25 protein-coding genes and 1 pseudogene are annotated in these 24,914 nt (G+C 68.9%); 11 read left to right on the plus strand and 15 right to left on the minus strand.

Annotation, left to right across the window (positions count from 1 at the left end; all coding sequences use genetic code 11):
• Positions 1-124: 124 nt before the first annotated feature.
• Positions 125-340: pseudogene (locus tag NG1_RS38730) on the plus strand (helix-turn-helix domain-containing protein); the annotation flags it as partial.
• 313 nt (positions 341-653) lie between these two features.
• Here the strand turns inward: NG1_RS38730 and NG1_RS01145 are convergent.
• From NG1_RS01145 to NG1_RS01155, 3 genes are all read right to left on the minus strand, one after another.
• The gene (locus tag NG1_RS01145) at positions 654-1,430 is read right to left on the minus strand and encodes a TMEM165/GDT1 family protein (protein WP_062967221.1); all 777 of its coding nucleotides are present in this window, start codon (positions 1,428-1,430) and stop codon (positions 654-656) included.
• A gap of 291 nt (positions 1,431-1,721) precedes the next feature.
• Entirely contained in the window at positions 1,722-2,249 is a 528-nt protein-coding gene (locus NG1_RS01150) for a hypothetical protein (RefSeq protein ID WP_062967044.1), read from the minus strand.
• A 309-nt stretch (positions 2,250-2,558) separates the two neighbouring features.
• Positions 2,559-3,182, minus strand: a complete 624-nt coding sequence (locus NG1_RS01155) for a superoxide dismutase (RefSeq protein ID WP_039794275.1) — start codon at positions 3,180-3,182, stop codon at positions 2,559-2,561.
• A gap of 191 nt (positions 3,183-3,373) precedes the next feature.
• Between NG1_RS01155 and msrA the strand changes: the two genes are divergently transcribed.
• Positions 3,374-4,054 (plus strand): peptide-methionine (S)-S-oxide reductase MsrA, encoded by a 681-nt coding sequence (gene msrA, locus NG1_RS01160; protein ID WP_062967046.1) that lies wholly within the window; start codon positions 3,374-3,376, stop codon positions 4,052-4,054.
• Positions 4,055-4,130: 76 nt separating this feature from the next.
• Here the strand turns inward: msrA and NG1_RS01165 are convergent, their stop codons facing one another.
• The gene (locus tag NG1_RS01165; protein ID WP_062967047.1) at positions 4,131-4,742 is read right to left on the minus strand and encodes a hypothetical protein; all 612 of its coding nucleotides are present in this window, start codon (positions 4,740-4,742) and stop codon (positions 4,131-4,133) included.
• A gap of 514 nt (positions 4,743-5,256) precedes the next feature.
• Between NG1_RS01165 and NG1_RS37995 the strand changes: the two genes are divergently transcribed.
• From NG1_RS37995 to NG1_RS01185, 4 genes are all read left to right on the plus strand, one after another.
• Positions 5,257-5,625, plus strand: coding sequence for a rhodanese-like domain-containing protein (locus NG1_RS37995; RefSeq protein WP_373686182.1), 369 nt, complete (start codon positions 5,257-5,259; stop codon positions 5,623-5,625).
• 110 nt (positions 5,626-5,735) lie between these two features.
• Positions 5,736-6,689, plus strand: coding sequence for a DUF4328 domain-containing protein (locus NG1_RS01175; protein WP_062967051.1), 954 nt, complete (start codon positions 5,736-5,738; stop codon positions 6,687-6,689).
• Positions 6,686-7,453: a glycerophosphodiester phosphodiesterase gene (locus tag NG1_RS01180; RefSeq protein WP_062967053.1), complete on the plus strand. Its 768-nt coding sequence runs from the start codon at positions 6,686-6,688 to the stop codon at positions 7,451-7,453. The genes NG1_RS01175 and NG1_RS01180 overlap by 4 nt, the downstream gene beginning before the upstream one ends.
• Before the next feature lie 521 nt (positions 7,454-7,974).
• Positions 7,975-8,895 (plus strand): DUF5926 family protein, encoded by a 921-nt coding sequence (locus NG1_RS01185; protein ID WP_062967055.1) that lies wholly within the window; start codon positions 7,975-7,977, stop codon positions 8,893-8,895.
• 220 nt (positions 8,896-9,115) lie between these two features.
• On the opposite strand, the gene NG1_RS01190 is transcribed toward NG1_RS01185, so the two are convergent.
• From NG1_RS01190 to NG1_RS01210, 5 genes are all read right to left on the minus strand, one after another.
• The gene (locus NG1_RS01190; RefSeq protein ID WP_062967057.1) at positions 9,116-9,664 is read right to left on the minus strand and encodes a ferritin; all 549 of its coding nucleotides are present in this window, start codon (positions 9,662-9,664) and stop codon (positions 9,116-9,118) included.
• Between the two features lie 71 nt (positions 9,665-9,735).
• Positions 9,736-10,287 (minus strand): ferritin, encoded by a 552-nt coding sequence (locus tag NG1_RS01195; RefSeq protein WP_062967059.1) that lies wholly within the window; start codon positions 10,285-10,287, stop codon positions 9,736-9,738.
• Between the two features lie 10 nt (positions 10,288-10,297).
• Positions 10,298-11,665, minus strand: a complete 1,368-nt coding sequence (locus NG1_RS01200; protein WP_084498607.1) for an LCP family protein — start codon at positions 11,663-11,665, stop codon at positions 10,298-10,300.
• A gap of 128 nt (positions 11,666-11,793) precedes the next feature.
• The gene (locus NG1_RS01205) at positions 11,794-12,588 is read right to left on the minus strand and encodes a CPBP family intramembrane glutamic endopeptidase (RefSeq protein ID WP_062967061.1); all 795 of its coding nucleotides are present in this window, start codon (positions 12,586-12,588) and stop codon (positions 11,794-11,796) included.
• A gap of 120 nt (positions 12,589-12,708) precedes the next feature.
• A complete protein-coding gene (locus tag NG1_RS01210; RefSeq protein WP_062967063.1) occupies positions 12,709-13,476 on the minus strand; it encodes a DUF2470 domain-containing protein in 768 nt (255 codons plus the stop codon).
• A 197-nt stretch (positions 13,477-13,673) separates the two neighbouring features.
• On the opposite strand from NG1_RS01210, the gene NG1_RS01215 reads away from it, so the two are divergent.
• The 3 genes from NG1_RS01215 (at position 13,674) to NG1_RS01225 (ending at position 15,763) form a co-directional block, all read left to right on the plus strand.
• The gene (locus NG1_RS01215) at positions 13,674-14,087 is read left to right on the plus strand and encodes a hypothetical protein (protein WP_062967065.1); all 414 of its coding nucleotides are present in this window, start codon (positions 13,674-13,676) and stop codon (positions 14,085-14,087) included.
• Positions 14,088-14,183: 96 nt separating this feature from the next.
• Positions 14,184-15,098, plus strand: a complete 915-nt coding sequence (gene pheA / locus NG1_RS01220; RefSeq protein ID WP_062967067.1) for a prephenate dehydratase — start codon at positions 14,184-14,186, stop codon at positions 15,096-15,098.
• Positions 15,095-15,763 carry a histidine phosphatase family protein gene (locus tag NG1_RS01225; RefSeq protein ID WP_040864188.1) on the plus strand — a complete coding sequence of 223 codons (669 nt, stop codon included), beginning with the start codon at positions 15,095-15,097 and terminating at the stop codon, positions 15,761-15,763. Before pheA ends, NG1_RS01225 begins: the two co-directional genes overlap by 4 nt.
• A 19-nt stretch (positions 15,764-15,782) precedes the next feature.
• Here NG1_RS01225 and NG1_RS01230 read toward each other — a convergent pair whose 3' ends face one another.
• The 6 genes from NG1_RS01230 to NG1_RS01255 form a co-directional block, all read right to left on the minus strand.
• Positions 15,783-16,610, minus strand: coding sequence for an ESX secretion-associated protein EspG (locus NG1_RS01230; RefSeq protein ID WP_040864189.1), 828 nt, complete (start codon positions 16,608-16,610; stop codon positions 15,783-15,785).
• A complete protein-coding gene (locus tag NG1_RS01235) occupies positions 16,607-17,773 on the minus strand; it encodes a PPE domain-containing protein (protein WP_062967069.1) in 1,167 nt (388 codons plus the stop codon). The genes NG1_RS01230 and NG1_RS01235 overlap by 4 nt, the downstream gene beginning before the upstream one ends.
• Positions 17,774-17,815: 42 nt before the next feature.
• The gene (locus NG1_RS01240) at positions 17,816-18,127 is read right to left on the minus strand and encodes a PE domain-containing protein (RefSeq protein WP_040864191.1); all 312 of its coding nucleotides are present in this window, start codon (positions 18,125-18,127) and stop codon (positions 17,816-17,818) included.
• A 164-nt stretch (positions 18,128-18,291) separates the two neighbouring features.
• A complete protein-coding gene (locus NG1_RS01245; RefSeq protein WP_062967071.1) occupies positions 18,292-18,642 on the minus strand; it encodes a metallopeptidase family protein in 351 nt (116 codons plus the stop codon).
• Between the two features lie 10 nt (positions 18,643-18,652).
• Positions 18,653-19,792, minus strand: a complete 1,140-nt coding sequence (locus tag NG1_RS01250; protein ID WP_084498608.1) for a septum formation family protein — start codon at positions 19,790-19,792, stop codon at positions 18,653-18,655.
• A gap of 75 nt (positions 19,793-19,867) precedes the next feature.
• Positions 19,868-21,568 carry an aldehyde dehydrogenase family protein gene (locus NG1_RS01255; RefSeq protein WP_062967073.1) on the minus strand — a complete coding sequence of 567 codons (1,701 nt, stop codon included), beginning with the start codon at positions 21,566-21,568 and terminating at the stop codon, positions 19,868-19,870.
• A 92-nt stretch (positions 21,569-21,660) separates the two neighbouring features.
• Here NG1_RS01255 and serS point away from each other — a divergent pair, with 92 nt between their 5' ends.
• Both serS and NG1_RS01265 read left to right on the plus strand, forming a co-directional pair.
• Complete coding sequence (serS, locus tag NG1_RS01260) at positions 21,661-22,923, plus strand: serine--tRNA ligase (RefSeq protein ID WP_062967074.1); 1,263 nt, start codon at positions 21,661-21,663, stop codon at positions 22,921-22,923.
• Positions 22,924-23,098: 175 nt separating this feature from the next.
• Positions 23,099-24,886 carry a putative bifunctional diguanylate cyclase/phosphodiesterase gene (locus NG1_RS01265; protein WP_245659741.1) on the plus strand — a complete coding sequence of 596 codons (1,788 nt, stop codon included), beginning with the start codon at positions 23,099-23,101 and terminating at the stop codon, positions 24,884-24,886.
• Positions 24,887-24,914 lie beyond the last annotated feature (28 nt).

Below are 24,914 nucleotides of genomic sequence, written 5' to 3' on the forward strand. Positions count from 1 at the left end.
GCGCGCGGCCCTGCACGGCTCCCGCGACTCGTTCCCGGCGCGCACCCTCTTCGACCGGCCTGCGGACCCGACCGCGCAGAATGAAGCAGCCCAGTTCAGCTCGACCGAACACCGGAGTCACCGCATGACCGAATCGGCCCTCAGCGCACGTCTGCCCCGAGGCAGGCACGGTCTGCCGCGGGAGCAGGTGATCGCCTCGCAGCGCGAGCGGATCCTCGTCGCGACGGCGGAGGCCATGGCCGAGAACGGGTACATCGGGACCTCCGTCGCGGCGATCCTGAAACGGGCGGGCGTGTCGCGGGAGACCTTCTACGAGCAGTTCCGGTCCAAAGAGGACTGCTTCGAGGCGGCCTACGAGCGTGCGGTGCAGCTGTTGCTCGACCGGATCGCCGAGGCCACCGGGACGGAAGACGAGGCGGACGCCATCACTCGCATGGACCGGATCCTTCGTGCCTATCTCCAGTATCTGGTGGACGACCCGGCCAGCGCGCGGCTGTTCCTGGTCGAGGTCTTCGCGGTGGGCTCGGCGGCGATCGCGCGCCGGGCCCGGCTGCTGGAGCGGTTCGTCGAGTTGATCGCCGACGTGCTCGACGCTCGGACCGAGCCGCAGCGCTTCGCTTGTCAGGCCGTGGCCGCGGCCATCGGTTCGATGGTCACCGCTCGGATCGCGGCAGGGGACGTGGACGGTCTGCCCGCGCTGCGGGAACCGCTACTGGATCTGCTGCGCCGGGGTGGCGGACTGTATGGAGCCGCGCTGGACTCGTGCGGCGAGCCATCCGCGTGAGCAGCAGCGCCGCGCCGGCCAGCGCGGGAGCCAGCGCCGCGAGTCCGGCGACGGCGGCGCCGCCGAGGGCCGGTGCGGCCGCGCCGAGCAGGGTCGCCGAGCCGAAGTAGAGGAAAAGCAGGCCCGAGCCGATGCCGATGGCGTGTTCCGGCAGATGCTTGCCGACCAGGATGCCCACCGCGATGGCGAGCGCGTCGGCGGCGACCATGCCGATGGTCGAGCCGAGCCAGACGCCAACCCAGTCGTAGTCGGTGGCCAGCGCGGCTGTCGCGAACATGGTGCGGTCGCCCAGCTCGGCGAGCAGGAACGCGGACAGCACTACGAAGAACGGCGCCCCGGCGGCCTTCGGCGTCTTCGGTTCGGGATTGTCGTCGCCGGTGCCGAAGTGTTCGCGCAGGGTCCACAGTCCGACGGCCAGGAAGGTGACGGCGGCGACCAGCGCGATGGCTCTGGTGGGCAGGGCCGCGCCGAGGAAGTGACCGACGCCGACCGAGATCAGGTGGACCGCGGCGGAGGCCGTCGCGATACCGCCCAGGACCACCCACCAGCGATAGCGCAGCGCGAACGTCAGTGCCATCAGCTGGGACTTGTCACCCAGTTCGGCGAGAAAGACGATGCCGATGCTCAGCAAGACGGTGGCGATCATGTGTGGCGGTTCTCCCAGGTCTCCGGCCTGCCGGTCGGAGATGCGGGGACTCCGGCCGACAACGAAATGGTTGTCCAGGCCGAAGGTCTCGCCCACCGGACGGATGCCGGTTCACACAGCCGGACCCGCCGGTGGGCCGGAGGGTCAGTATGTCGACTGTGTGATTGGGGGCTACTCCCCTTCGCTGTAGCCGACTCTACCCGGCCCAACCGGCTCCTGCCAACCCGCTGTCATCGAAATCGCTATGCGCACAATAAGTTTGGCGATCCAACCGGCGAGTTTCGGTTACCCTTACGCGGCCAGCAGCATAGCCAGAACCGCAGTGTCGGGATCGCTGATCGGGTCCAGTCCGACCCGGCTGACCAGCGAAGTGATCGTTCCGTCCGACTCCGCTTCCACCCACGCGGCACGGTGCTCCAGCCCCAGATGGGGCACACCGGGCAGGAGCACGCAGCCGGACGCCGCGCCGGCGCACTCGGGCAGCGAGGGGCGGGTTTCCGAAGGAGGATGCAACATCAGCAGCGCCGGGGGAACATGCTCGGCGAAGTGGCCCGGCTCGACGGCTTCCTCGCCCAACACCGGACCTTCGGCCATCACCAGGCCGACCGTGCCGGGCGCGGGATCGTCGGGCAGGTCCTCTCGGACCCCGAACACCGTCGAGGTCGTCAGCAACCCGGGTAGCGTGGCCACGCGCACGGCCAGGACCAGCACCTGAGCCCATTCCTTGGTGGTGTCCGGCCAGCGGCCGGAGATCAAGAAGCCACGCAGCGATCCGCGCGAATGGAACGGCGTGATGCCGATCGGTTCGTTCGTGCGCATTTCTGCCTCCCGTTGTCGAACCCGGGGGCGACCTTGCCCGTCCCTTTTTGGTGTGGATCCCGAATATGAACCACGAGTCACCTGGCACACAAGTACCAAAGAGTGCCAATCGGACAGTCGGACGGAGATCGGCGGGCAATCGGGCTGCGCATGTGGCGGATCCGGCCCCACCTCGCCGGGCCCGAGTTCGGGGTCACGGGGCGGGGTTCTCGGCAAAGTGCCCGCGTCGCCGGGAAACAGAACGGGCCCGCGAATCCGCCCGCGCGCGGCGGACGGATTCGCGGACCCGGTTCCGGTGCTCGATCCGGCTCAGCCGAAGATGAGGCCCTTGGCCTGCGAAGTGGCCTTGGCGAAGCGCTCCTGCACGTCGGCCCAGTTGACGACGTTCCAGAAGGCGGTGACGTAGTCGGCCTTGACGTTCTTGTACTGCAGGTAGAAGGCGTGCTCCCACATGTCGACCTGCAGCAGCGGGATGATGCCCAGCGGGACGTTGGCCTGCTGGTCGTAGAGCTGGAAGGTCAGCAGCTTCTGGCCGAGGGTGTCGAAGCCGAGCACCGCCCAGCCCGAGCCCTGCAGACCGTTGGCCGCCGCGGTGAACTGCGCGCGGAACTTGTCGAACGAACCGAACTGGTCGTCGATCGCCGCGGCGAGTTCGCCGACCGGCTTGTCGCCGCCGTTGGGGGAGAGGTTCTTCCACCAGATGGAGTGGTTGACGTGCCCACCCAGATGGAACGCGAGGTTCTTCTCGTGCAGGAAGATGGCGCTGTGATCGCCCGACTCGCGAGCGGCTTCCAACTTCTCCAACGCGGTGTTCGCACCGGCGACGTACGCGGCGTGGTGCTTGGAATGATGAAGCTCGTTGATCTGCCCGGAGATGTGGGGCTCCAGGGCGCTGTAGTCGTAATCCAGATCTGGCAGCGTGTACTCAGCCACGATGTCCCTTCCTATGTCGGGCCGGTTGTGCCCGTTGTTCCGAGCACAGCCAACCATCATTCGTACACCCGGTCGATTCCAACTCGGGCCCACGCCCGCACATTCCGGTGACGCCGCTCACAGCCTGCGGGTCGCGCACCGTCACATCACGCACATCGGCCCCACGGGAAACGCACGCGTAGCATCGAACCATGTCGTGGTACGACGAACTAGTGGGGCGTCTGAGCCTCCCCGAACCCGTCATGATCGCACCCGAACGAGCCCTGCCCGGGCGGGCGGAGCCGCTCGACGTGCCGGATACCCACTACGTCAACGGTCACCCGATCCACCCGCCGTTTCCCGAAGGGCTTCAGCTCGCGGTCGTCGCGATGGGCTGTTTCTGGGGCGCGGAAAAGGGCTTCTGGGAACTCGACGGCGTCTACACCACGGCGGTCGGCTACGTCGGCGGCTACACGCCCAACCCCACCTACGAAGAGGTGTGCAGCGGACGGACGGGACATACCGAAGCCGTGCTCGTCGTGTTCGATCCCGCGGTGATCGACTACGCGGGCATCCTCAGGCACTTCTGGGAGAACCACGATCCCACCCAGGGCATGCGTCAGGGCAACGACCGCGGCACCCAATACCGTTCGGCCGTTTTCACCTTCGGCCCGGAGCAGGCAGATCTCGTGCGCTCGACGGCCGAGGCGTACGGCAAGCGCCTGGCCGCGGCGGGGTACGGGCGGATCACCACGGACATCGCGCCGCTGCCCGGCCTGGCGGCCTTCTACTACGCCGAGGGCTATCACCAGCAGTACCTGGCGAAGAACCCCGGCGGATATTGCCCGGTGCACGCCACCGGAGTGAGCTGCCCCGTGGGCACGGGCGCCTGAGCGGCCCCGATACGAAAAACCGCACATCCGGTCGGGCGGATGTGCGGTCGGCTCGCGAATATCCCGGGTGCGGCGCTCACAGGGGCGGAGCGATACCGGGACGCATCGCCCGTGGATCACCCACATCGTGCGCCCGCCACCACCGCGCACCACCCTCGATGAAGTCCGCCAGGGGAATCTGCTTGCCCCGCGTGTCGTATACGACGATGTCGTCGAACCACACCCGGACGTCCAGCTCGCGCGGATCGATGCCCTCCTCCTGGGAGAACTCCAGCACGTGCGCGGACTCGTGATCGTCGATCCTGGTATCGAAGCTGAGCAGTTCGCTCCACAGCGCCCAGCTGCTGTCGTCGAGATCGATGAACTCCCAGCCGTGCAGCCGCCCGCCGCCGAAACTGCGGATCGCCTCGTCCAGGCCGTCCAGTTGCAGCGGCAGCACCCGGGGTTCCAGGTCGTCCCAGTGCTGCGTGCGCAGTGACGCGGCGACCCGGCTCACGCGGGTGAACCGCACCTGCACCCGGCTGTCCTCGGCGGCCGTCCCGTGTTCGGGGAGCGTCAGCACTTCGAGGTCGAGTCGCAACTCGCCCGCGGTCTCGTCGACCGCGAGCCCGAGGCACGTGGCCTCGGACAACGCGACGTTGAGCCCTTCGGTGTCCATTCCGTGGCGTAGCCCCCTGCTCACGTTCATGCGCTCAGGCTACCGATCGTCGACGCCGGATCGCGGCATTTCGGCGGCGTTCTGAATTTCATGGAACCGAACGCGCCCCGGCCCCGTCCAAGTAGATGTCGGAACCCCTCGGCCCAGGTTCCGATGTCGGCGACGAATGGCCGCTCCGGGATCACTAGGAGGGGAGTCCCGGATCGGCCATTCGCACCGCACGGCCGTTAGGGGGTGAATCCTGTCACCTATCAGGTTTCGGCGCTCTGATCCGGACCGGAAGTACGGAAAGACCCCGAAGCGGTAGCTGATAAGTTGCGCAAATGGTCCGCCAACGCGGCAAAATGCCCTCGACAGCTGCGCCTTGTGGATCAACCTGTGGATTATGTGGATAACTTCGTCCGAGTTATGCACAACCCGCATCGAGCGGGGGCGTGGTCGGTTCCGGAAGGGAGAACATACCCGAAGTCGTCGCTCGCTGTCGAGGCCGCTCCCCAGGCATGGAACTGCACGGCGGCCCGCCGCCCATGGCAGGATCGAATCTGTGACGAGCCCCCACGTTCCGTCGGTCACGGTGGAGGACGTGCCTGCCGAATTCGACAGCGCGCCCGCGTCGGCCGACACGCCGCGACCGATCCTGCTCGACGTCCGCGAGGACGACGAGTGGCGGCTCGGACACGCCCCGGGTGCGACCCACATCCCGATGGTCGACGTCCCCGCCCGGATCGACGAGCTGGACTACGACGCGGAACTCTATGTCATCTGCAGGCAGGGCGGCCGGTCCTTGCAGGTGGTCGAATATCTCGCGCACATCGGCTATGAGGCCGTTCAGGTCCGTGGGGGCATGGTGGCGTGGCAGCAGGCCGGCCGCCCGCTGGTCGCGGAGGGCGACCACGAGGCGAAGATCTACTGACGAAAGAACGAGGTGCGCGGGTGAGTACGGTGGTACAACCTTGTGCGCGCTGCGGTGCGCGCTGGGCCGTGCAGCGGGCGCCTATGCACTGGTGCCCGCGTTGCCGCGGCGTGCTCCTCTCGCCGGCGCCGATCGACGCGCCCGCCGACCGCCGCAACTACCGCTGGGTGGCCCGTAAACCGGGTCATCGCGTCCGCAGGCAGCCGCCAGGGCCCGCCGAGCAGAGCCGCACACCTCGCTACACGCGGATTCCGCGCTGGGGTCTGATCGATGCGCCACCGCAGGCCGCGGGCGCGGCACGCCGCCCGCTGGGCAAGTTGACCGACTCGGTGACCCGACTGCTCGTCGCGGCCACGGGCGTTTTCGGGCTGGCGGCCGTCGCCGAGCTGGCGCGCTATGCGCTCTTGCTGCACAACCGGACGCGCCTGATCCACCCCGTCGTGCTCTTCGCCTCCGACGCGTTCGTGATCGGTGCGGGGGTGCTGGCGATCCTGATCGCTCCGCTGGCGGCCTTGTCCGCGGTCGGAAGGTTGATCGAGCTCAGGCGGGCGGCCTACGACGCCGTGGGCCGGAGCGACCCGCGTTCGCCGCGAGCGCTGATATCCGGCTGCCTGATCCCGGTGGTCAATTTGCTGTGGCCCGGGATCTTCCTGATCGAAGTGGCCGCGTTGAAAGGTGATCCCCGGGCGGTACGGGCGGCCCGGATGTGGTGGGCGGCGTGGGTGTTCGGCGGGGTCGTCGCGGCGGCCGCGCTACTGTGGCGCACCGCGGATTCGTTGCAGGCGGAGGCGGACGGGGTGTTGTTCACCGCGTTCACCGACGTGGTCGCGGCGGCGGTCGCGCTGCTGACCCTGTGGGTGCTGCGCATGCTCGAGGGGCGTGACCTGCTCGGTCGCCACCGGACCGCGCGCCGCTGGCTGATCGCGGTCGATCCCGCCGTGCCGGTGATCGAGCCGGTGCATCCCGGCGGAGGCGGACACGCGGCCGAACCGGCGGGCGCCGAGCAGGCACCCGAGGACAACGGTGCTCAGGACCGTGAGCAGGAGGAGGTTATGGCCAAGTGAGCCAGGGCAGTCGCGCGCCATTCGTCGTCGCGCATCGAGGCGCCTCGGCGGCGCGTCCCGAGCACACGCTCGCCGCATACGAGCTGGCGCTGCAGGAGGGCGCCGACGGCGTCGAATGCGATGTCCGGCTGACCAGGGACGGGCATCTGGTGTGCGTGCACGATCGCACGGTCGACCGAACCTCCTCGGGCAGCGGGCTGGTCAGCGAGATGACGCTGGAGGAACTGCGGGCTCTCGATTTCGGCGCCGACGGCTCGCCCGCCTCGGTGCTGACCCTCAGCGAGCTGATCGGCCTGGTGCTGGACTGGCGCAGCAGGCCGACCAAGCTGTTCATCGAAACCAAGCACCCGGTCCGCTACGGCGCGCTCGTCGAGAACAAACTGCTCGCCGAGCTCCAGCGCTTCGGCATCGCCACCCCGGCCTCCGCCGACCATTCCCGGGCCGTCGTGATGTCGTTCGCGGCCACCGCGGTGTGGCGCATCCGCCGCGCCGCGCCGCTGCTGCCCACCGTTCTGCTCGGCGAATCATCGCGCTACCTGGGCGGCTCCGCGGCCACAACCGTCGGAGCCACGGCTGTCGGCCCCTCGGTGAAGACCTTGCGCGAACACCCCGAACTGGTCGACAAGGCCGCGGCCGCGGGCCGCGCCACCTACTGCTGGACTGTCGACGACGCCGACGACGTCCAACTGTGCGCGGACCTCGGCGTCAGCTGGATCGCCACCAACCACCCGGGCCGCACCAAGTCGCTGCTCCCGGCCGCCTGATCGGCCGCGCGGGGCGAACGAGCGCATGCCGATCGGACCATCGGCTCCATAACGATCGCACCAGCCGCTCTCCCGCCTACGGCGAAAGCCCCACCCGCCCGCCGCCCGGGTAGCCGTGGCGTCCACAACACAGCCGCCCGCGAAGTCGGGGCGCGTACGAGATCCGCGGCATCTGCGATCCACGGTGCGACGGCGTTCGCTGCCGCGTCCTGACGACGGCGCAACCCCGTTCGCGCGGTGACCGCATGATGCACCAAACCACCTCAACCACAGGTCTCGAGGGCGCGGTACCACGCAGTGCCCGTTCGCCACACCGAGTCGCGCGCCCCATGCCCAGAACTCGAATGCCAAGCGTGCCCAGCTCACCTCGACTCCCGGTTTCGAGCGAAGCGAGACCGAGCATCCGCCGTTCGCGGCCCGGCTCGCGAACACCCAGCGCGCCGCAGGCGCTGGAAAACCAACACAGCGAACACGCCGCGCCGTAGGCGCGGCCGGTCCAACACTGTGTAGGTTGAGCCCTCGTGGGTAAGAGCAAGCGCAACAGTCCTAAGCCCGGCGGGAACCGGGCCCAGCGTCTCGCCGAGCGGCGGACAGCGCAGGAGCAAGCGGCACAGGCCGTCACGCGTCCGTTCGAGGGCTTGGCCGCGGAGTGCGATCTGGTCGCGCTCCGTGAATTCGTTCCCTCGGCGACCGCGCGGTTGACGCCGGTGGCGTCGGTCGCGGCCGAGCGGCCGGTCGTGCTCGCCACGGTGCTGCCCGGCGCGGTGGCCGCGCTGGTGCGCGCCGGCGACGAGCCCAGCGGGTACGTGGGCGTGCAGACGCAGTTCCAGGGCGCCGACCCGGCAGCCGATCTGGCCGCGGCGATCCTGTGGACCCAGTCCGCCGAGCCCGGTGATTCGCTGTCTTCCGTGGCGAGCGTCGCGGGCGGCCCGCGGCTGTCCGATGTCATCGATCCCGCCGCGAGCCTGGAGCTGACCGTGCACCAGGACTTCGACTGGTGGGTGCCTGCCGGAGTCGAGCCCGACGCGCAGGTCGCCGCCACCATCGAGCAGGCCAAACAGGCGATCATGCCGTCGGCGCGGCTCGGGCTGGACGCGGACGCGATCGGCGCGGCCTGGTGGGTGGACGCGGGCGAGAAGGCGCATATCCGCTGGGTGCGGCCGGAGGACGAGGACGCGCTGATGCTGGCGCTGGCTCGTCTGCACGCCTCCGGCGGCCTGCACCTCGGCGAGGGTTCCCGATTCGCCGGGTCGTTCCGTACGCACGGCGTGCTGGTCCCGGTGTTCGACTTGGACCCGGAGCGGCACCCCGACGAATGGGTGAAGCCCGCAACCGAATTCGGTGCGCGCCTGTCCGAGGCGCTGGCCGCCGACGCCCCGCTGACGGCCGACGAGCGCCGCTCCCGTGACGGCCTGCGGTCACGTCAGGTCACACTGCGCTGAGTTCCCGGTCGACGGGATTCATGCGAAGTACCTATCGATCCGCGGCGACCCTTTTCTATTGTCGCCGGTAACGCTGGACGATAGGGAAGTCTCACCGAACTCTCGACGAAAAGCGCCGAAACCGTCTCGCGCGGATTCGGCGGAAAAAAGAGTCCGAACAGCGGCAGGCCCGGTTCCTGATAAGAAACCGGGCCTGTTCGCCTTCTCGGCGCGAACTCCGTCAGACGGAGCCGCCCGCCACCGAAGGCCCACCGGAGGTGTCGCTCGGGCCGCTCATTTCCCGGGCGACGAATTCCTCCAGGTCGAACAGGTTCGACCCGGCGCGATCGGCGATGGTGAGCAGTGTGGTCATGTTCGCGACTTCCTCGACCTGTTCCTTCAGGAACCACTGCATGAACTGTTCGCCGAGGTAGTCGCCCTCTTCCCGGGCGGTGCTCGCCAGCTGGATGATCTGCTCGGTGACCGTCTTCTCCTGGGCGAGCGCGAGCGCGATCGGCTCCCGAGCGCTCTCGAAATGCGATTTCGCCGCGTCGATGCCGGAAATCTCGATGCTGATATCCCGGTCCAGGAAGTACTGCACGATCATCATCGCGTGATTGCGTTCTTCGACCGACTGCTTGTAGAACCGCTTGGCCAGCTGCGGCAGGTCGGCATTGTCGAACCACACCGCAATCGCGATGTACTGATGCTCGGCATTGAATTCATGCCGGATCTGATCGTGCAACAGGCTGTGAAATTTGCTGCGGGGTGCGTCCGGATGGCTTGACATGGCATCGACATTAGCGCTGGTCAGATCGCGTGTCATCCAAGTGCAGCCTTATTGAGGCTAGTGTTGCCTAATTAATTCCGCGCTGCTCCAGCCATTCTCGGCGCCGGTATATCGGTGCGCTGGCGCGCCCGCATCTCCCGGGCGACGAACTCCTCGACATCGAACAACTGCCCGTCGGCGCGGTCGAGTACGGCCAGCAGCGTGGTCATCCGGGCGACGCTCTTCACCTGTTCCTCCAAGAACCACCGGACGAATCGTTCGCCCAGGTAGTCACCGGAGCCGCGGGCCGCACGGGCGAGATCGCTGATCCGGGTGCTGCGGTCCTGTTCGATCTCCAGCAGCAGAGCGATTGCGCCGCGCGGGGTTTCGAAGGTCGATGTGATCTCCTCCAGCCCCCCGATCTGCACCGGGAGATCCCGATCCAGCAGGTACTGGACCATGCGCAGCGCATTGCCGTGGTGCTCGCGTGAGCGGCCGTACGCGTGTCCGGCCAATTGCGGCAGTCTCGCCGAGTCGAAGTACACGGCGGCGGCGAGATACTGCTGGGCGGCGGTGAATTCGTGACGGATCTGCGTGCGCAGCAAGTCGGGGAAGGACTCGTCGGCCTCGTCGGTGTCCGGCATGGCATCGACGCTACCGCGTCAGCAGATCCTCTGGAACGGCACGGTCGGCGGCCAGTGCGTCGAAGAAGCGCCCGGCCTTCTCCTTGTCCCACAGCAGCACGTTGCCGCTGTCGGTGTCGTCGAATCCGCCGATCGGTACCGTCGTGGCGACGGTTTCGCCGCGCAGCGCCCAGCCCAGTCCGCCGAGGTCCCAGATGTGGTCGCCGTTGTCGACCTTCAGCGACTCGGCGGTGTCGGAGGCCAGCGGCCAGAGTTTGAACGGGTTGGCCAGGGTGGCGCCGCTGGTCGCCTTCTTCAGCAGGGCGGCCATGAACAGGCGCTGATTGTTCATCCGGTCGATGTCCGCGAGCGCGGTCGCCCGGCTGCGGACGAAGCCCAACGCCTGTGGTCCGTTCAGCCGCTGGCAGCCCGCGGGCAGGTCGATGCCGGCGAGCGGGTCGTCGATCGCCTTGGGGACGCACACGTCGATGCCGCCGAGGGTGTCGACCACGCCGGCGAAGCCGCCGAAACCGATCTGCGCGTAGTGGTCGATGCGCAAGCCGGTGGCGATCTCCACGGTCTGCACCAGCAGTGCGGGACCGCCGATGGCGAACGCGGCGTTCAGCTTGTCCTTGCCCTGGCCGGGGATGCCGACGTACGAGTCACGCGGCAGGCTGACCAGGGTGGTCTTGCCCGATTTCGGCACGTGCACCAGCATGATCGTGTCGGTGCGCTCGGGACCCACCTCGCCGCCGGTGGCGAGTTCCTGCTCCTGCTCGGGAGTCAGCTCACCGCGGCCGTCGGAGCCGACCAGCAGCCAGGTCGTGCCGGGGGTGTTCCCGACCCGCTTGGCGTAGTTCGCCAGGGCGGGGATGCGGTTGAGCGAGTTGTCCAGTTGGATGACGGCCCCGACGGCCGCGATCACCAGCACCAGCAGGATCACCAGGAACCAGCGGAACGGGTGTCGCTTGCGGCGCGGTCGCGGCGCTCGCGGCGGGCGTTCGCCACGCGGCGGCACGGGCGGTGGGCCCTCCCGGAACGGCCGTGGCTTCCGGGGCGGCGTCGGCGGCGGACCTTCGTGATAGGGCACCGGGCGCTGCGTGGGCGCGGGCGTTGGAGCTTCGTGATGCGGCGCCGGGCGCTGGGTGGGGGCGTGCCTGCGGGCCGGGGGAGGCGGCGGCATGCGTCGTGCCTGTTCCGGCGGGACCTGCGAATATGCCAGCGGCTGCCCGTGCGGGTCGACCGCGCCATCGCGGCGCATCACCTGGGTGGGCTCGATCGGCGGCGGCGCGCCCGGACCGGGCGGTGGCACGCGGCGGCGCATGGGAGGCTCACCGGGCCTGCCGGGCGGCGGCATCCGGCGCGTGTGCGCGTTGCGCTGGGGGTCGTCGCCGTTCATCACTGAAACTCTACTTATCGTGCGGTTGTGAGGTGTCGCATGTGGACACCGGGCGCACACGGAAGCGGCGCTGCTTCCTAATTCGCACGCGGCGCCGGGTTGTTAGCGTTCCGCAGGGCACGGTTGCGTCACGGGAGCCACGAAACATGGCCACGCAGAACGGTATAGCCGAGATAGGCGACCGCATCGATGGTGGCGTGCGCGAGCACCAGCGGCCACAGCCGATTCGTGCGCTGCCAATAGCGACCGAATATGACGCCCATCACAAGATTTCCGAGTCCTCCGCCCAGTCCCTGATACAGGTGATAGCTGCCACGCAGCAGCGCCGAGGCCAGCAGCGCCGAGTTCGCCGACCATCCGAGCCTGCGCAGCCGGGTGAGCAGGAACGCCACCACGATGACCTCCTCGGCCAGGGCGTTCGCGCAGGCCGAGAGGATGAGCGCGGGCAACCGCCACCAGTAGTCGCCGAGCGAGGCGGGCACGATCGTCACGCTGAGGCCCAATGCGTGGGCAAGGAGATACAGTCCCAGCCCCGGTACTCCGATGATCGCGGCGAGCGTCAAGCCGGGTAGCACGTCCGCGCGCCACCGGAGCCGATTCGCCAGCCCGATCAGTCGCGGCCCGATGCCGCCGCGCCACAGCAGATACAGGCCCAGGGCCGCCCACCCCAGCAGCCGCAGCACGCTGAGTAGCTGGAACAGCAGGTCGATGGTGGATTGGGTGGATCGCGACGGGTTCAGCGCGACGGTCCGCCCGCCGATCCCGCCCGGCGCGAGCGCACTCTCCACCAGCGAAAGCGCGGCGCTGAGCCCGCTGAGCCCGAAGGTGACGAGCAGCACCACCGCGATCTCGAGTTTGAGCGCCAGCCGCTCGCGATCGGTCGGCTCGGCCTCGTCCCACTGGGCATCGGACTCCGCACGCATGGGTCGAATCTATTGCGCTCGCCCGGCCCGGCGCGCGGCGCGTCACCGTCGAGTTCCGCGACGGTCGGGAACCCGCCCCGTTCGGTGCGTCACCGCGCTTCGCGTCGTATTCGGACCGGGTCAGATGCGGCGCAGGCCATTGAGGAACGGGCAGCCTGCCAGCGTGCGTACGGCCCGGCTGAGGCCTTCGATATCGTCGGCCGGAGCGCTGAACGGCAAGCGGAAGTCGTGGTCGCCGTCGTGTCCCTCCACCCGCAGGGTGAGGCCGTAGCGGTCGATGGCGAGCGGGTGCACGATGCCGCGCTGTAGGTGCGGCGGAAGGTGCCTGGCCAGCTGGGCGACGACATCGGCGTGGTCGGCCTGCATGTGCTGCAGCCATGCGGATTCCATGGCGCAGAACGGATCCGGCTGCGCCGAGCGCAACTCGTCGCTGCTCACCGATTCCGCGCCGGTCGAGTCTGCCACCACCGCGGAGTTGATCACCAGCCGCAGCAGCGTGGCGCCGAAGCCGATGTCGAGCAGCCCGGGATGCGGGTGGTCCTCGGCCACCTCGGTGGCCAGCGCGCGCTGCGCCTGCGTGGGCACCGCACGCACCCAGCCGCGTAGCCAGACCAGTGCGCGCACCGGCTCGCGCAGCGGCAGCGGAGCGTGATCGGTGAGTTCGAGCACCGCGGGCGCGCCCTGCTCGCCGGAATTGCCCGCCAGGATCGCGGCGACCGAGGCGGTGGGCACCGCGATCACGGCGTCGCCGCACTGGCGTAGGTGGTGCACCGACGCGGGGGTGGGATCGATGCCCGGCATGGCCAGCACCGCTTGCTCCGCGTGGGCGCACGCGCTGCGCACCCGCTCGGCGGTGGACGGTGCGACGGTCGAGGACGGACTCGGCATACAAACCTCCGTAGAGCGGGCGGCGCGTAATATTGATTAGGTTACCCTAAGCTAAGTGACAGCGCGTGGGTTCCGCAAGCGTTCCGATCGAGCCGAATCGAAGCGACCCGTGGCATACGGCCGACGCGGCGAATCTCATGTGCACCGGTCTCGCGGGCAGCCGGCCTCGGCTCGAAGAGTGTTGTTACGGTGAGGGCGTGTCGGAAGGGACGGAATCCGGAGAACCGGTGCTGGTGACGTTGTCGACGCCGCCGCGGCGCAGTCTGGTCGACGGGTTGGTCCGCAACATCGGCGCAAGCCCCGCCGCGCCGACCGTGGAACTGGACGCGCCGGACAGCGGGATCGCCGACTTCCTCGCGCAGGCGGCACACTCCGATACCGGTTTCGTCGTGCGTACCGCCTCCGGTGAGCGCGCGGTGGCCATCGTCGCCGCGACGGCCGCCGCCCTGTGCGGCGAAGACATCGGCGCCGCACTGCGCAACCCCGATATCGCCTTCCTGACTTCTCTGAAACCACCGGCCGTCGAGGCGGTCCGATCCGTCCTGCTCGCCATCGAAACCGCGGCCGTTGACCGGGTGAACGACGCGTTGCGGGTGCTCAACGAAGGTTGAACGGCGCTCGGGCTGCCGTGGAACACCGGCCGCGCGGTGGCCGGGCCTTCCGCGATTGGTGGGGGGCCGGGCGAGCGCGCAAGTAATCTCGTAACCGTGCCGCGAATCGCGTACTTCGGGCCGTCCGGAACCTTCACCGAGATGGCCCTCGCCCAACTCGAATCCTCGGGAACCTTCGACGGACCCGTCGAGCGAATTGCCGCGCCCAGCCAAGGGGCCGCGCTCGACTTGATCCGCTCCGGCGACGTGGACGGCGCGGTGGTGCCGATCGAGAGTTCCGTCGAGGGGTCGATCTCGGCGACGCTCGACTCGCTGGCAATCGGCCCGCGTCTGCAGATCGTCGCCGAGACCGAACTCGAGGTGAGTTTCACGATCCTTGGCAAGCCGGGCACGGCGCTTCCGGAAGTGCGCACCCTCGCCGCATACCCCGTGGCCGCGGCACAGGTGCGGCTGTGGGTCGCGCGGCATCTGCCGCAGGCGCGGCCATACACCTCGGCATCGAATGCCGCGGCCGCGGAAGACGTGGTGGCCGGCCACGCCGATGCCGCCGTGTCGACCGCCCTGGCGGGCGAGCGGCTGCGGTTGATCGCGCTGGCCTCCGGAGTCGCCGACCACGAGCAGGCCATCACGCGATTCGTGCTGTGCACCCGGCCCACGGTCGCGCCACCCGCCACGGGCGCCGACCGCACCTCGATCGTGCTCGAATTGCCGAACGTACCGGGCTCGCTGATGCGCGCCTTCGCCGAATTCGCCACGCGCGGTATAGATCTGACCAGGATCGAGTCGCGGCCCACCCGAACCGGCATGGGCACCTACCGGTTTTATCTCGACTGCGTCGGGCACATCGACGACACGGCGGTGGCCGAGGCGCTCAAGGCGCTGCACCGCGCCGCGCGGATCCGCTTTCTCGGGTCCTGGCCGGCGATATCGGCGACCGGCACGCCGCCACCGTCCGACGAAGCCGCGTCGGAATGGTTGATCCAGCTGAGAAAGGGGAAGGCGGACCTATGACCGGGAGGTTGATTCTGGTCCGGCACGGGGAGACCGAAGGTAACGTCGCCAAGCTGCTGGATACCAGAATTCCAGGACTACCGCTCACCGAACGCGGTGCGGCACAAGCGAAGACATTCGGTGAAGGCCTGCTCCGCGCGCCGAAGGTGCTGTTCTCCTCGGCGGCGCTGCGGGCACGCCAGACGGCGAGCTACATCGAGGCCGCGACCGGTGTCGCCGCCATGGTCCTGGACGGACTGCACGAGGTGCAGGCCGGGGACCTGGAGGGCCGGCACAGCGAGGACGCGCACCAGACGTTCCAGCAGATCTACCGAGCCTGGCACGAAGGCGATCTCACGTTGCGGGTGCCCGGGGGCGAGTCCGCCCAGGATGTGCTGGATCGGTTCCTGCCCGTGATCGCGGAGTTGCGGAGCACGTATCTGACGCCGGAGGACGACGGGCACGGCGACGTGATGGTGGTCAGCCACGGTGCGGCCATGCGGCTCGTCGGCCGCACCCTCGCGGATGTTCGACCGCCGTTCACCACGAACAACCACCTGGACAACACCGAGACCATCGAGTTGGTGCCGATGCCGGACGGCGGGTGGGAGTGCATCCGCTGGGGCCGGTTCACGCCGCCGTTCGGCTACGACGTCGCGCCTACCTCTGACGATCCCATGGGTTAGCGACGCGTGTTCGACGTGCTCAGGACAGCTTCGGATGCCGAGGGAACTCTTCGCGTTCCGGCAGGGAGTTGATCAGGTCCTGCACCGCCGTGCGCAGTCGCGCGGGGGTTCCGCTGCTGAGCGACGTCCACTTCACGCCGTCGTCGGACTTGCTCGCGGTCGCGATGAATCGCCCTGCGCGCGTGTTGAAGACGGCGATGTGGTTGTCGGCCATGTCTCTGGTGCCGTCGCCGTAGATGACGCCGACTATCTCTGCGTACGAGTGGATTTCGACCAAAGCCGCCGCCAAGGTCTTCGCATCGTGGGCAGGGTTGCCCACTTTCGTCAGCCGCTGGGCGGTGGCCGCGGCGTCACCGGTATCGCCGAAGATCGTGGCCAGCTCTTCGGTGGGGGCGTTCATGCCGTACAGCTCCAGCGGCTCGGCGTAGCCGAGTGCCGCGAGAATGGTGCCGGGCAGGTCGATTCCCGCCTCGTCGATGACATAGGAGTCCTGTCCCCGAAGGGCGACGACCGCGAGGTCGGCACCCTTCGCCAGACAGAAGCGACTGACCCAACCGTCGACGATCAATCGCAGCGCGATGATCCAATGCGGCCGGTTCAGCGCGCGTAGCCGATTCTCCAGGTCGCGATGGAGCACATCGTCGATGAGGAGCTCCCGCTGAACGAGCGACTCGGCGGCCGCGTCCATCGCCGCTCTGTGATCGGTCAGGTTGTCGTAACGTGCCCGAGCGTTCAAGACGACGGGTACTTCGATCTGCAGTTTCTCCACGAGAAACTGCATCTCGTCGAGCGACAGGACGACCGCCTCGAGCGTCGACGGGTCGCGGCCCGCACCGAGTACGGTCACCTAACCGTCCCGCTGAAGTCACCGCCGATGACTCCATCGGCGGTGAAGCGGCCGTCGTTGAAGTGCTCGGTCGACCGCAGGTAATCCCGGCCGTTGTGCTCGCTCTCGTCCTCCTCGTCGCTGCGAGCCTGGTTACCGAGCAGCGGATTGCCGTTGCCGTTGTTCGCCGGACGGACCGGGGCAGCCTCGACGGGCTTGACCGCCACAGTCTCCTGCACCGGGGCGGAGCCACCGATCGTGCCGCTGGAGCCCCAGCCTTCCGGAAGCTTGAGCGATCCGTTGCTGATACCGGCCGATCCGAGGCCGGAGAACGACACCGCCCGCGTCGCGGCGCCGGTGGCGGTCGCTGCCGCACCGGCTCCCATGGCCATCGGAGCCATGCCGGAGAAGGTGGGCGCGGAGGTGGTGGTCGCCGCCGCGATCGCGCTGCCCGCGACATTTCCGACGGTGGAGACACCGGTGGTGGCGATCGAGCCGACGGCCTGAGCGGCCTGGGTGGCAGCGCTCGCCACACCGGGGTTGCTCAAGAACGCCTGCGTGGCGGCCACGGCGGCCTGGATAGGATCGGCCGGGACCTCGGTGGTCGTGTCCGCCGCCTGTTCGGGGCCGGCCGATCCGGCGCCCTTGGCGATCGGTGGCGGCAGCAGGAACTCGGCAGGCGTGGCGACCATGGCGCTGGTGGCGGCCTCGTAGGTCTCCATGACCAACGCCGCGCGAATGTCCATGGCGTTCCTGGCGACTTCCGCGACCTCGAACGCGCCGCTCAGTACGCCGGGCGGGTTCGCAGACGCGGCCAAGGCGGCGTTGACGGCCGCGATCTCGGGCGGGCTGGGCATCGCCAGCGAGGCGACGGTGTAGGCGGTGGCGTTCGCCGCGGCCTTCGCGCCCATCGCGGCCGCCTGCACGCCCTGCTGCTCGGACCAGCCGAGGAAACCGGTGAGCTTGCTCAGCGCGGCGATACCGTTGATGCCCTGCATCCCGACGCCGAGTTCGGCCATCACCCTGGCTACGGTCGTCGTCGCGTCGATCCAGGCGGCGGTGAGGCCGCCCCAGGCGGTGGCCGCGGCCGAGATCGGGATCGCGTGCGCGCCCGCGTGAAGGGTGGCCGAATTGATCTCCGACGGGCGCGCCGCCCAGATCACCCCGGTGACTCCTGCAACCATGTTTGACTTCTCCCCTGCTGAGCGTTGCTGATGGGTCTGGAACTACACCTGGATGGCGCTGATGCCCGCGGCGCGCACCACGTCACCCGCGACGTGCTGCGCCAGTTGCATGCGCAGCGTCGCCGCGGCGTGGTGGCATTCCAGAATCGCCTGCGCGATCGCGCGGTCGTGCGACATCGCCCCCTGGTTGAAATGGCTCGCGCCGAGGAAGGAGACCTCCTCGGCGCCGGAGGGCAGCACGTGCGTCGCGGGCGCGGTGATCGCCGCGGCGGCGGCCAGACGTTCGGCGACGAGGTCGAGTTCGGCCGCGGCGGCGAGAATGGCTTCGGGTGCGATCAGTACATGTCCAACCATGACTCGACTCCTTCTAGTGGCTGTGGGGCGGAACCACGAGAATTCCCCCTTCGAGTGATAGGACGCGACAGCAACGCGATCGGTTCCATCGAATCCCCAACTTTTCGATCTCCGTGCCGATTACACACCCACCGCTCGGGGCGCGCAATACAGCTCGGTTCAGACTATCCCCATCCCAGCTGATGCAGGCGGTCTTCGTCAATGCCGAAATAGTGTGCGATCTCGTGGATCACGGTGACCGCCACCTCTTCCACGACTTCCGTCTCGTCGGCGCAGAGTTCGAGAATGGCCTCGCGGTAGATGGTCACGGTATCGGGAAGCGCTCCGCCGTAATGACTGTCGCGTTCGGTGAGCGCGATGCCGTGGTACAGGCCGAGCAGATGCGGATCCTCCGGGTTGCGCGGCTCGATCAGCACGACCACATTGTCGATCGCGCGGGTCAGCTCGGGCGGGATGAGATCCAATGCGTCCCCGACCAATTCCTCGAACCGGTCGTCGGACATCGATACAGGCATCGGCGCCGGGCTACCTCGGCTGGGGCTGCGGCGGCAGCGGTGCGGCGCCGGGCAGCGGTGCGGGCGTGGAACGCCCGCTGTTCGGCGGCGGTACCGGAGCCTGGCCGTTGATCAGGATGTCGCCCCTGGCCGAGCCGGTGATCGGCGCGAAACCTTCCCGATCGGCGCCCTTGCCGATCATGCAGTCCAGTTTGCGGCTGCCCGCCATCCAGCTGCGGGCATCGATGTAGTCGAAGAACAGCGTGAGCGTCTTGTTGCGGATGACGTCCGGCCCGCCCAGGTAGTCGGTCGAGGTGCGGGTGCACTCCTCCTCGACGAACTTGTCCTGATCCTCTTTGGCGGGCGGGCCGCCGGTGAAGTGCCCGGCGAGATCGACTGTGGAGACGATCTCGACGGCGTGCGGCTGCGTGCAGTCCACCGGATCGGTGGGCAGGTTCTGGTTGATGCCGAGGCACACGCCGGCCTCGTACACCTTGGACTGGTCGTGCTCGGTGGCGCTGCCGACCGACGGCGGGGTGCCGACGCTGGCCGCGACCTGCAGGCCGCAGCGCAGGGTGCGGTCACCGTGCTGCCAGCCGTCCGGGCTCGGGTACATCAGTCCGACGATGTACTTGCCGCGCGGATCGAAGCGGCCCGACATGTACTTCTGCACCGAGGGCACGCAGTGCTCTTCCTTCAGCTCGGTGAGCCGCAGCGAGTCAGGGAAGCGCGAGCCGGGACCGAACTCCTTGCCCGGGTACCTGCTCATATCGATGTCGGCCGCGACCTCGAACATGTGCTTGCTCGAGCAGTTCACCTTGACCAGGTCGGACCGGTCGGGCTTGGTCCAGCTCAGGCAGTCGCCCTTGGCGGCGGTGCCGAATTCCTTGTCCAGCACGGGCTGCGCCGGGGCGCCGGGATTGTGCACTTCCAGGTTCTTCCCGTTGTCGAAGCCGGTGATGGACAGCGTCACCAGGGCCGCGACCACGGCGCCGACGGCCACCGCGAGCAGACCCCAGCGCAACGTGGGCGCCGACAGCTGCACATCGCGCAGATCGCTGTCGGCGAGAGCGGCCTTGGCCGAGTCGATCGAGCGGCGTACCGAGTCGGCACGCGACGACGCGCCGCGCTTGGGCGCCTGCGGGGACCGGGACACAGGTTCGGAGGACATCGCGGTCCATCATGGCAGCGTCCGTGCCTCGGTGCCACGACCTGCCCCGATCGGCGCGGCACGAGTCGCGGGCGGTCAGCCGCGCAGAGCCGACAGGAAGACGCCGGGCAGCCGGGCGGGGTTGGCGTCGGCGTAGAACTCGGTGAGCCTGCGCCCGGTGGTCGCGGCGGTGGCGTTGCCGACGAACCACGGCGGCTTCGGGGAGAGGGCGAGTTCGCCGCCCAGCAACGAGCGCGGCGCGGGGCGGAACGGGCCGCGCACCACCGTGCGCTCCACGTCGTCGAGCAGCAGCGCGTTGTGTACCACGCCGATCCCGCTCTGCACGTCGTCGATGGTGTGGCCCGGGAAGGCTCCCCAGGCGGCCCGCGGCGCGAGGAAGGCCAGCCCGGTCCAGGTGTTCACCGCGATCGCGCCGTAGCGCAGCCGCTCGATCGCGCGGTCGAAGGCGACGCCGAGCCTGCGGATGGTCGTCGGATGAGCGATCACGTTCGCGCCGAGCGTTCCGGTCAGCTCGGCATTGGCGAAGTCGACCGCGCGTTGCAGGAACTCGCCGCCCGCGTAGGGCAACTCGACCACGCCGAGCACGGGGGAGAAGTACTCCGTGCGCAACAGCGGTGTGCCGGTGGGCGGCAATCCGTCGACCAGCACCCGTTGCCCGCCGAGACGCTCGGCCTCCGGATACGAGGCCACCGCGTCGGCGACACGCGCGTCGCTGCCCGGGTAGTACGCCGTGCGCTGTGGCGCCCGCTCCATGGCCAGGCGCAGCTCGGCGAGGAACCGGTCCTTGCGGTCCCACTCCGCGCCGATCACCACCGCCTGCGCGGCCACGCAGTTGTAGCCGCCGTTGTGCAGCCGCTGGGTCGCCACGTGCTCGGCCTGGTAGCGCAGATCGGCGTCGGACCAGTCGCCGGGCACCACGATGGTCGGCGAGACCCCGCCCAGCTCGCTGGTGATCGGCTTGTCCAGCAGCGGCCGGTTGTCCTTCTTCCGCTCCGCGCCCTCCGCGCCGGGGCCCCACACGATGGCGTCGTGGGTCTGTGCGCTGCCGGTCATATGCACGTGCGCGACATCGGGATGACCGACCAGATAGCCGCCCTGCGGCGCGCCGCCGGTGAGAATTCGCAGCACGCCGAGTTCCAGCAGCGGTTCGAAGACCATCTCGAACACCGTGAACAGCGGGTCGGTGATCGGGTTGAGCTTCAGGGCGACCACCCGGTTGTGCGCGTACAGCTCGTACAGCGCGTCCAGCGGCGGGATCGAGGTGATGTTGCCCGCGCCGAGTACGGCTCCGATCCCGCCGGTCGCGGTGGGATCCAGCTGGCCGAGTCCGGCTCGCCTGCGTGCGGCGCCCGCGTCCACGCCGGGTCGCAGCCACACTTCACCGTGAAAACCGTTGAGCAGCAGTCGGTCGTAGACGCCGAGCGGGAATACCGGCACCGCGACCCGTCCGCCCGGCGCCTCCCGCAGCGTGATGCCGGTCAGCGGGGTGCGCCCGGCCTCCAGCGCGGCGAGGGTGGCCGACAGCGCGGCCGTGGCTTGCAGCAGGGTGAGCGGGCCGGACATCCATTCCTCGCCGACCAGCGGGGAATCCGGGGCGAGGTCCTTGACGACACACGCGGCCCGCACCCAATCCTCCGCGAAGCGGGCGGTCCGGGCGTGGATCTCGTCGAGCAGCTCGCGGCGGCGGCGCAGCGAGGTCGCGGCCCACGCCTCCTCGCCCGCGATGAGGTCGGCCAGCGCGTTGTCGATGGCCGTCTCGTCGAACGGAGTGCCCACAAGCCCACTATGCGCGCGATCTCGCGCGGATGTACCGCATCCTGGGATATCGGCGTGAAAGGTCGGCACAGCGACCACTAGGCTGGTGGCCCATGATCGACCTCCGATTCCTGCGGGACGACCCCGATGCGGTCCGCGCCTCGCAGCGCGCCCGCGGCGAAGACCCCGCTCTCGTCGACGCGCTGCTCGAGGCCGACGCGGCGCGGCGTGCCGCGGTGGCCACCGCGGACAATCTGCGCGCCGAGCACAAGGCGATGGGCAAGCTGATCGGCAAGGCGAGCAAGGAAGAGCGTTCCGCGCTGCTGGCGCAGGCGTCGGAGATGTCGGTCAAGGTCAAGGAGGCCGAGGCCGCACAGCACGCCGCCGACGCGGATCTGGACGCCGCGCATCGCGCCATCTCCAACGTGGTGCAGCAGGGCGCGCCCGCGGGCGGCGAGGACGATTACGTCGTGCTGCAAACCGTCGGCACGCCCCCCGAGTTCGACTTCGAGCCGAAGGACCACCTGGAACTCGGCGAGTCGCTGGGCCTGATCGACATGGAGCGCGGCGCGAAGGTCTCCGGCGCCCGGTTCTACTTCCTGACCGGCTACGGAGCGCTGCTGCAGCTAGGGCTGCTGCAACTGGCCGCGCAGCAGGCCGTGGCCAACGGCTTCACCATGATGATCCCGCCGGTGCTGGTGCGCCCGGAGGTCATGGCGGGCACGGGGTTCCTCGGACAGCATTCGGCGGAGGTCTACCACCTCGCCGACGACGACCTCTACCTGGTGGGCACCTCGGAGGTGCCGCTGGCGGGCTACCACTCGGACGAGATCCTCGACCTGAGCGGCGGGCCCAAGCGATATGCGGGCTGGTCGTCGTGTTTCCGCCGGGAGGCGGGCAGCTACGGCAAGGACACCCGCGGCATCATCCGGGTGCACCAGTTCGACAAGGTGGAGATGTTCGTCTTCACCACGCCGGATCAAGCCGACGCCGAACACCGGCGCCTGCTCGCCTGGGAGCAGGAGATGCTCGCGGCGATCGAGGTGCCCTACCGGGTGATCGACGTCGCGGCAGGCGATCTCGGCAGCTCCGCCGCGCGCAAGTTCGACTGTGAGGCGTGGGTGCCGACGCAGCAGACCTACCGCGAGCTCACCTCGACCTCCAACTGCACCACCTACCAGGCACGCAGGCTCTCGGTGCGTTATCGCGACGAGAACGGCAAGCCGCAGATCGCCGCCACCTTGAACGGCACCCTCGCGACCACCCGCTGGATCGTGGCCCTGCTGGAGAATCATCAGCAAGCCGACGGGTCGGTCCGGGTTCCGTCCGCCCTGGTCCCGTTCGTCGGGACCGACGTGCTCCGACCGGCGAGCTGACGACGCGCGAATGACGTCCAGGTGAATAGCTACTGGTTCGCCATGCCGGATTCCCGGGATGTGGCAACCGGCGGGATTCCTTGTGGATAGGCTGTTCGTCGTGCGAGGAATCGGGTCTCGCGGCGATACCCGAACCCGGGTGCGGGCCGCGTCTGCGCTGGCGACGGCTATGGTCATGGCTCGGACCACCGGGGCGTTCTACGTCATGGGCGGGGTGCTCGGTCTGTTGATCACCGCCATCGCCCCTGGTGAGGAGGGTAATCGGCCGCTGGTCGGCGGGGCAGCAGCGGTAGCGCTGGTGCTCGGTCTCACGCTGCTCGCGTGGGGGCCGCGGCTGCCGCATTCGATCCACCACGTGTACGTCGCGATCGCGACGGTGCTGGTGACGATCGCGGTGCACTCCTTCCCGAACACGGTGGGCGCGATCAGCCTCGCCGCGTTCTACGTATTCATCGCCTGCGACGCCGCTCTGTTCTTCGCCTGGTCGCAGGCCGCCGCCCACATCGCCTTCGCGTTGGCCCTGTGCCTGTGGGTGCTGCCCGCGCGGCCGGTGAGTCCCGGGTTGCCGTGGTGGTCGGGCCTGATACCGGCCGGTGTGACCTTCGGCGTCGGCGTCGTGGTCGGAATCCTGACCAGGATGGCTTCCGAGGCCGACATCGACGTGCTCACCGGACTGCTCAACCGGCGCGGCTTCGACCGGGCGCTGAACACCGCCATCCAGCAGGCCACCAGGTCCGGTCAGGGGCTCGCGCTGGTGCTGGTCGACCTGGACCGCTTCCAGAAGATCAACGACCATCTCGGCCACCGCGCAGGTGACGCCGTCCTGCAGCGGGTGGCCGACACCTGGTCGAAGCTGCTGGCCCCCGACCAGCGCCTGGCGCGCTACGGCGGTGACGCGTTCGCCCTGCTGCTGCCGAACACCACCGAGCAGGCCGCGATCCTGCTCACCGAACAGTTGCGCGCGGCGGTGACCACCGGCTGTTCGGCCGGTGTGACCTCCTGGCAGCCGGGAGAATCCGGGTCGCTGCTGGTCAGCCGCGCCGATGTCGGCCTGTACCGGGCCAAGCAGGCCGGGCGCAACCGGACGGTGCTGGAGTCCTCCCGGCAGTTGCCGCTGGCGGTGGAGCTGCGCGAGGCGATCGACCGCGGCGCCCTCGACGTGCACTACCAGCCGATCGTCAGCCTGACCGAAGGCGGCGGCAAGGCGGTCGGCGTGGAGGCACTGCTGCGCTGGTCGTCCAGCGCGCAGCCGGACGTCACCACCGAGGGTCTGATCCGCGTCGCCGAGGAGTACGACCTCATCTCCGACCTGGACGAACTGGTGCTGCGCCGGGCCTGCGCGGACGCCGCGCGATTGCAGGAAACCTTCGCCCAGCTGGATCTGACGCTGAACGTGAACGTCAGCGGGTTGGAGCTGGCCGAGACCGGTTACGCCGACCGGGTGGCGGGCATCCTCGCCGCCACGGGATGGCCCGCCGATCAGCTGGTGCTCGAGGTGACCGAGAGCGAACTGGCCGCCGAATCACAGACCGCGATCGAGAACCTGCACCTGCTGCGCGACCGGGGCGTGCGCATCGCCATCGACGACTTCGGCACCGGCTACTCCTCGCTCAGCAGGCTGGCCACCCTGCCCAGCGACATCCTCAAAGTCGATCAGTCCTTCGTCGCCGCGATCCGCTCCGATTCGCCCGCGCCGCCTTTGCTCGGCGTGATCGCCGCCCTGTCCAATGCGCTGGACCTGCAGGTCATCGCCGAGGGCGTGGAGACCGAATACCAAGCGGCCGTGCTCACCGAACTGGGCTTCGCGCTCGCGCAGGGCTATCACTACAGCGATTCGCACCCGGTGTCGGAGCTGATCAGCGACCTCAACGAGAACAAAGGCCGGATCGGCCCCGGCGTCACCGACCGGGAACTGGGTGATGGTGACTCGTTGCCCGCCAACGGCTGGGTGCCGCTGCCGTAAATCGCTTGACCGTACGGGCCGACGGTGA

Origin of the sequence: Nocardia gamkensis NBRC 108242 (assembly GCF_001612985.1) — a bacterium.
Classification (GTDB): Bacteria; Actinomycetota; Actinomycetes; order Mycobacteriales; family Mycobacteriaceae; genus Nocardia; species Nocardia gamkensis.

Coding starts and splice junctions, on each gene's coding strand:
- NG1_RS01145 (WP_062967221.1), bottom strand. CDS start 1,430: ATGATCGCCACCGTCTTGCTGAGCATCGGCATCGTCTTTCTCGCCGAA.
- NG1_RS01150 (WP_062967044.1), bottom strand. CDS start 2,249: ATGCGCACGAACGAACCGATCGGCATCACGCCGTTCCATTCGCGCGGA.
- msrA (WP_062967046.1), top strand. CDS start 3,374: ATGTCGTGGTACGACGAACTAGTGGGGCGTCTGAGCCTCCCCGAACCC.
- NG1_RS01165 (WP_062967047.1), bottom strand. CDS start 4,742: ATGAACGTGAGCAGGGGGCTACGCCACGGAATGGACACCGAAGGGCTC.
- NG1_RS01190 (WP_062967057.1), bottom strand. CDS start 9,664: ATGTCAAGCCATCCGGACGCACCCCGCAGCAAATTTCACAGCCTGTTG.
- NG1_RS01195 (WP_062967059.1), bottom strand. CDS start 10,287: ATGCCGGACACCGACGAGGCCGACGAGTCCTTCCCCGACTTGCTGCGC.
- NG1_RS01200 (WP_084498607.1), bottom strand. CDS start 11,665: ATGAACGGCGACGACCCCCAGCGCAACGCGCACACGCGCCGGATGCCG.
- NG1_RS01205 (WP_062967061.1), bottom strand. CDS start 12,588: ATGCGTGCGGAGTCCGATGCCCAGTGGGACGAGGCCGAGCCGACCGAT.
- NG1_RS01210 (WP_062967063.1), bottom strand. CDS start 13,476: ATGCCGAGTCCGTCCTCGACCGTCGCACCGTCCACCGCCGAGCGGGTG.
- NG1_RS01225 (WP_040864188.1), top strand. CDS start 15,095: ATGACCGGGAGGTTGATTCTGGTCCGGCACGGGGAGACCGAAGGTAAC.
- NG1_RS01235 (WP_062967069.1), bottom strand. CDS start 17,773: ATGGTTGCAGGAGTCACCGGGGTGATCTGGGCGGCGCGCCCGTCGGAG.
- NG1_RS01240 (WP_040864191.1), bottom strand. CDS start 18,127: ATGGTTGGACATGTACTGATCGCACCCGAAGCCATTCTCGCCGCCGCG.
- NG1_RS01245 (WP_062967071.1), bottom strand. CDS start 18,642: ATGCCTGTATCGATGTCCGACGACCGGTTCGAGGAATTGGTCGGGGAC.
- NG1_RS01250 (WP_084498608.1), bottom strand. CDS start 19,792: ATGTCCTCCGAACCTGTGTCCCGGTCCCCGCAGGCGCCCAAGCGCGGC.
- serS (WP_062967074.1), top strand. CDS start 21,661: ATGATCGACCTCCGATTCCTGCGGGACGACCCCGATGCGGTCCGCGCC.
- NG1_RS01265 (WP_245659741.1), top strand. CDS start 23,099: ATGGCTCGGACCACCGGGGCGTTCTACGTCATGGGCGGGGTGCTCGGT.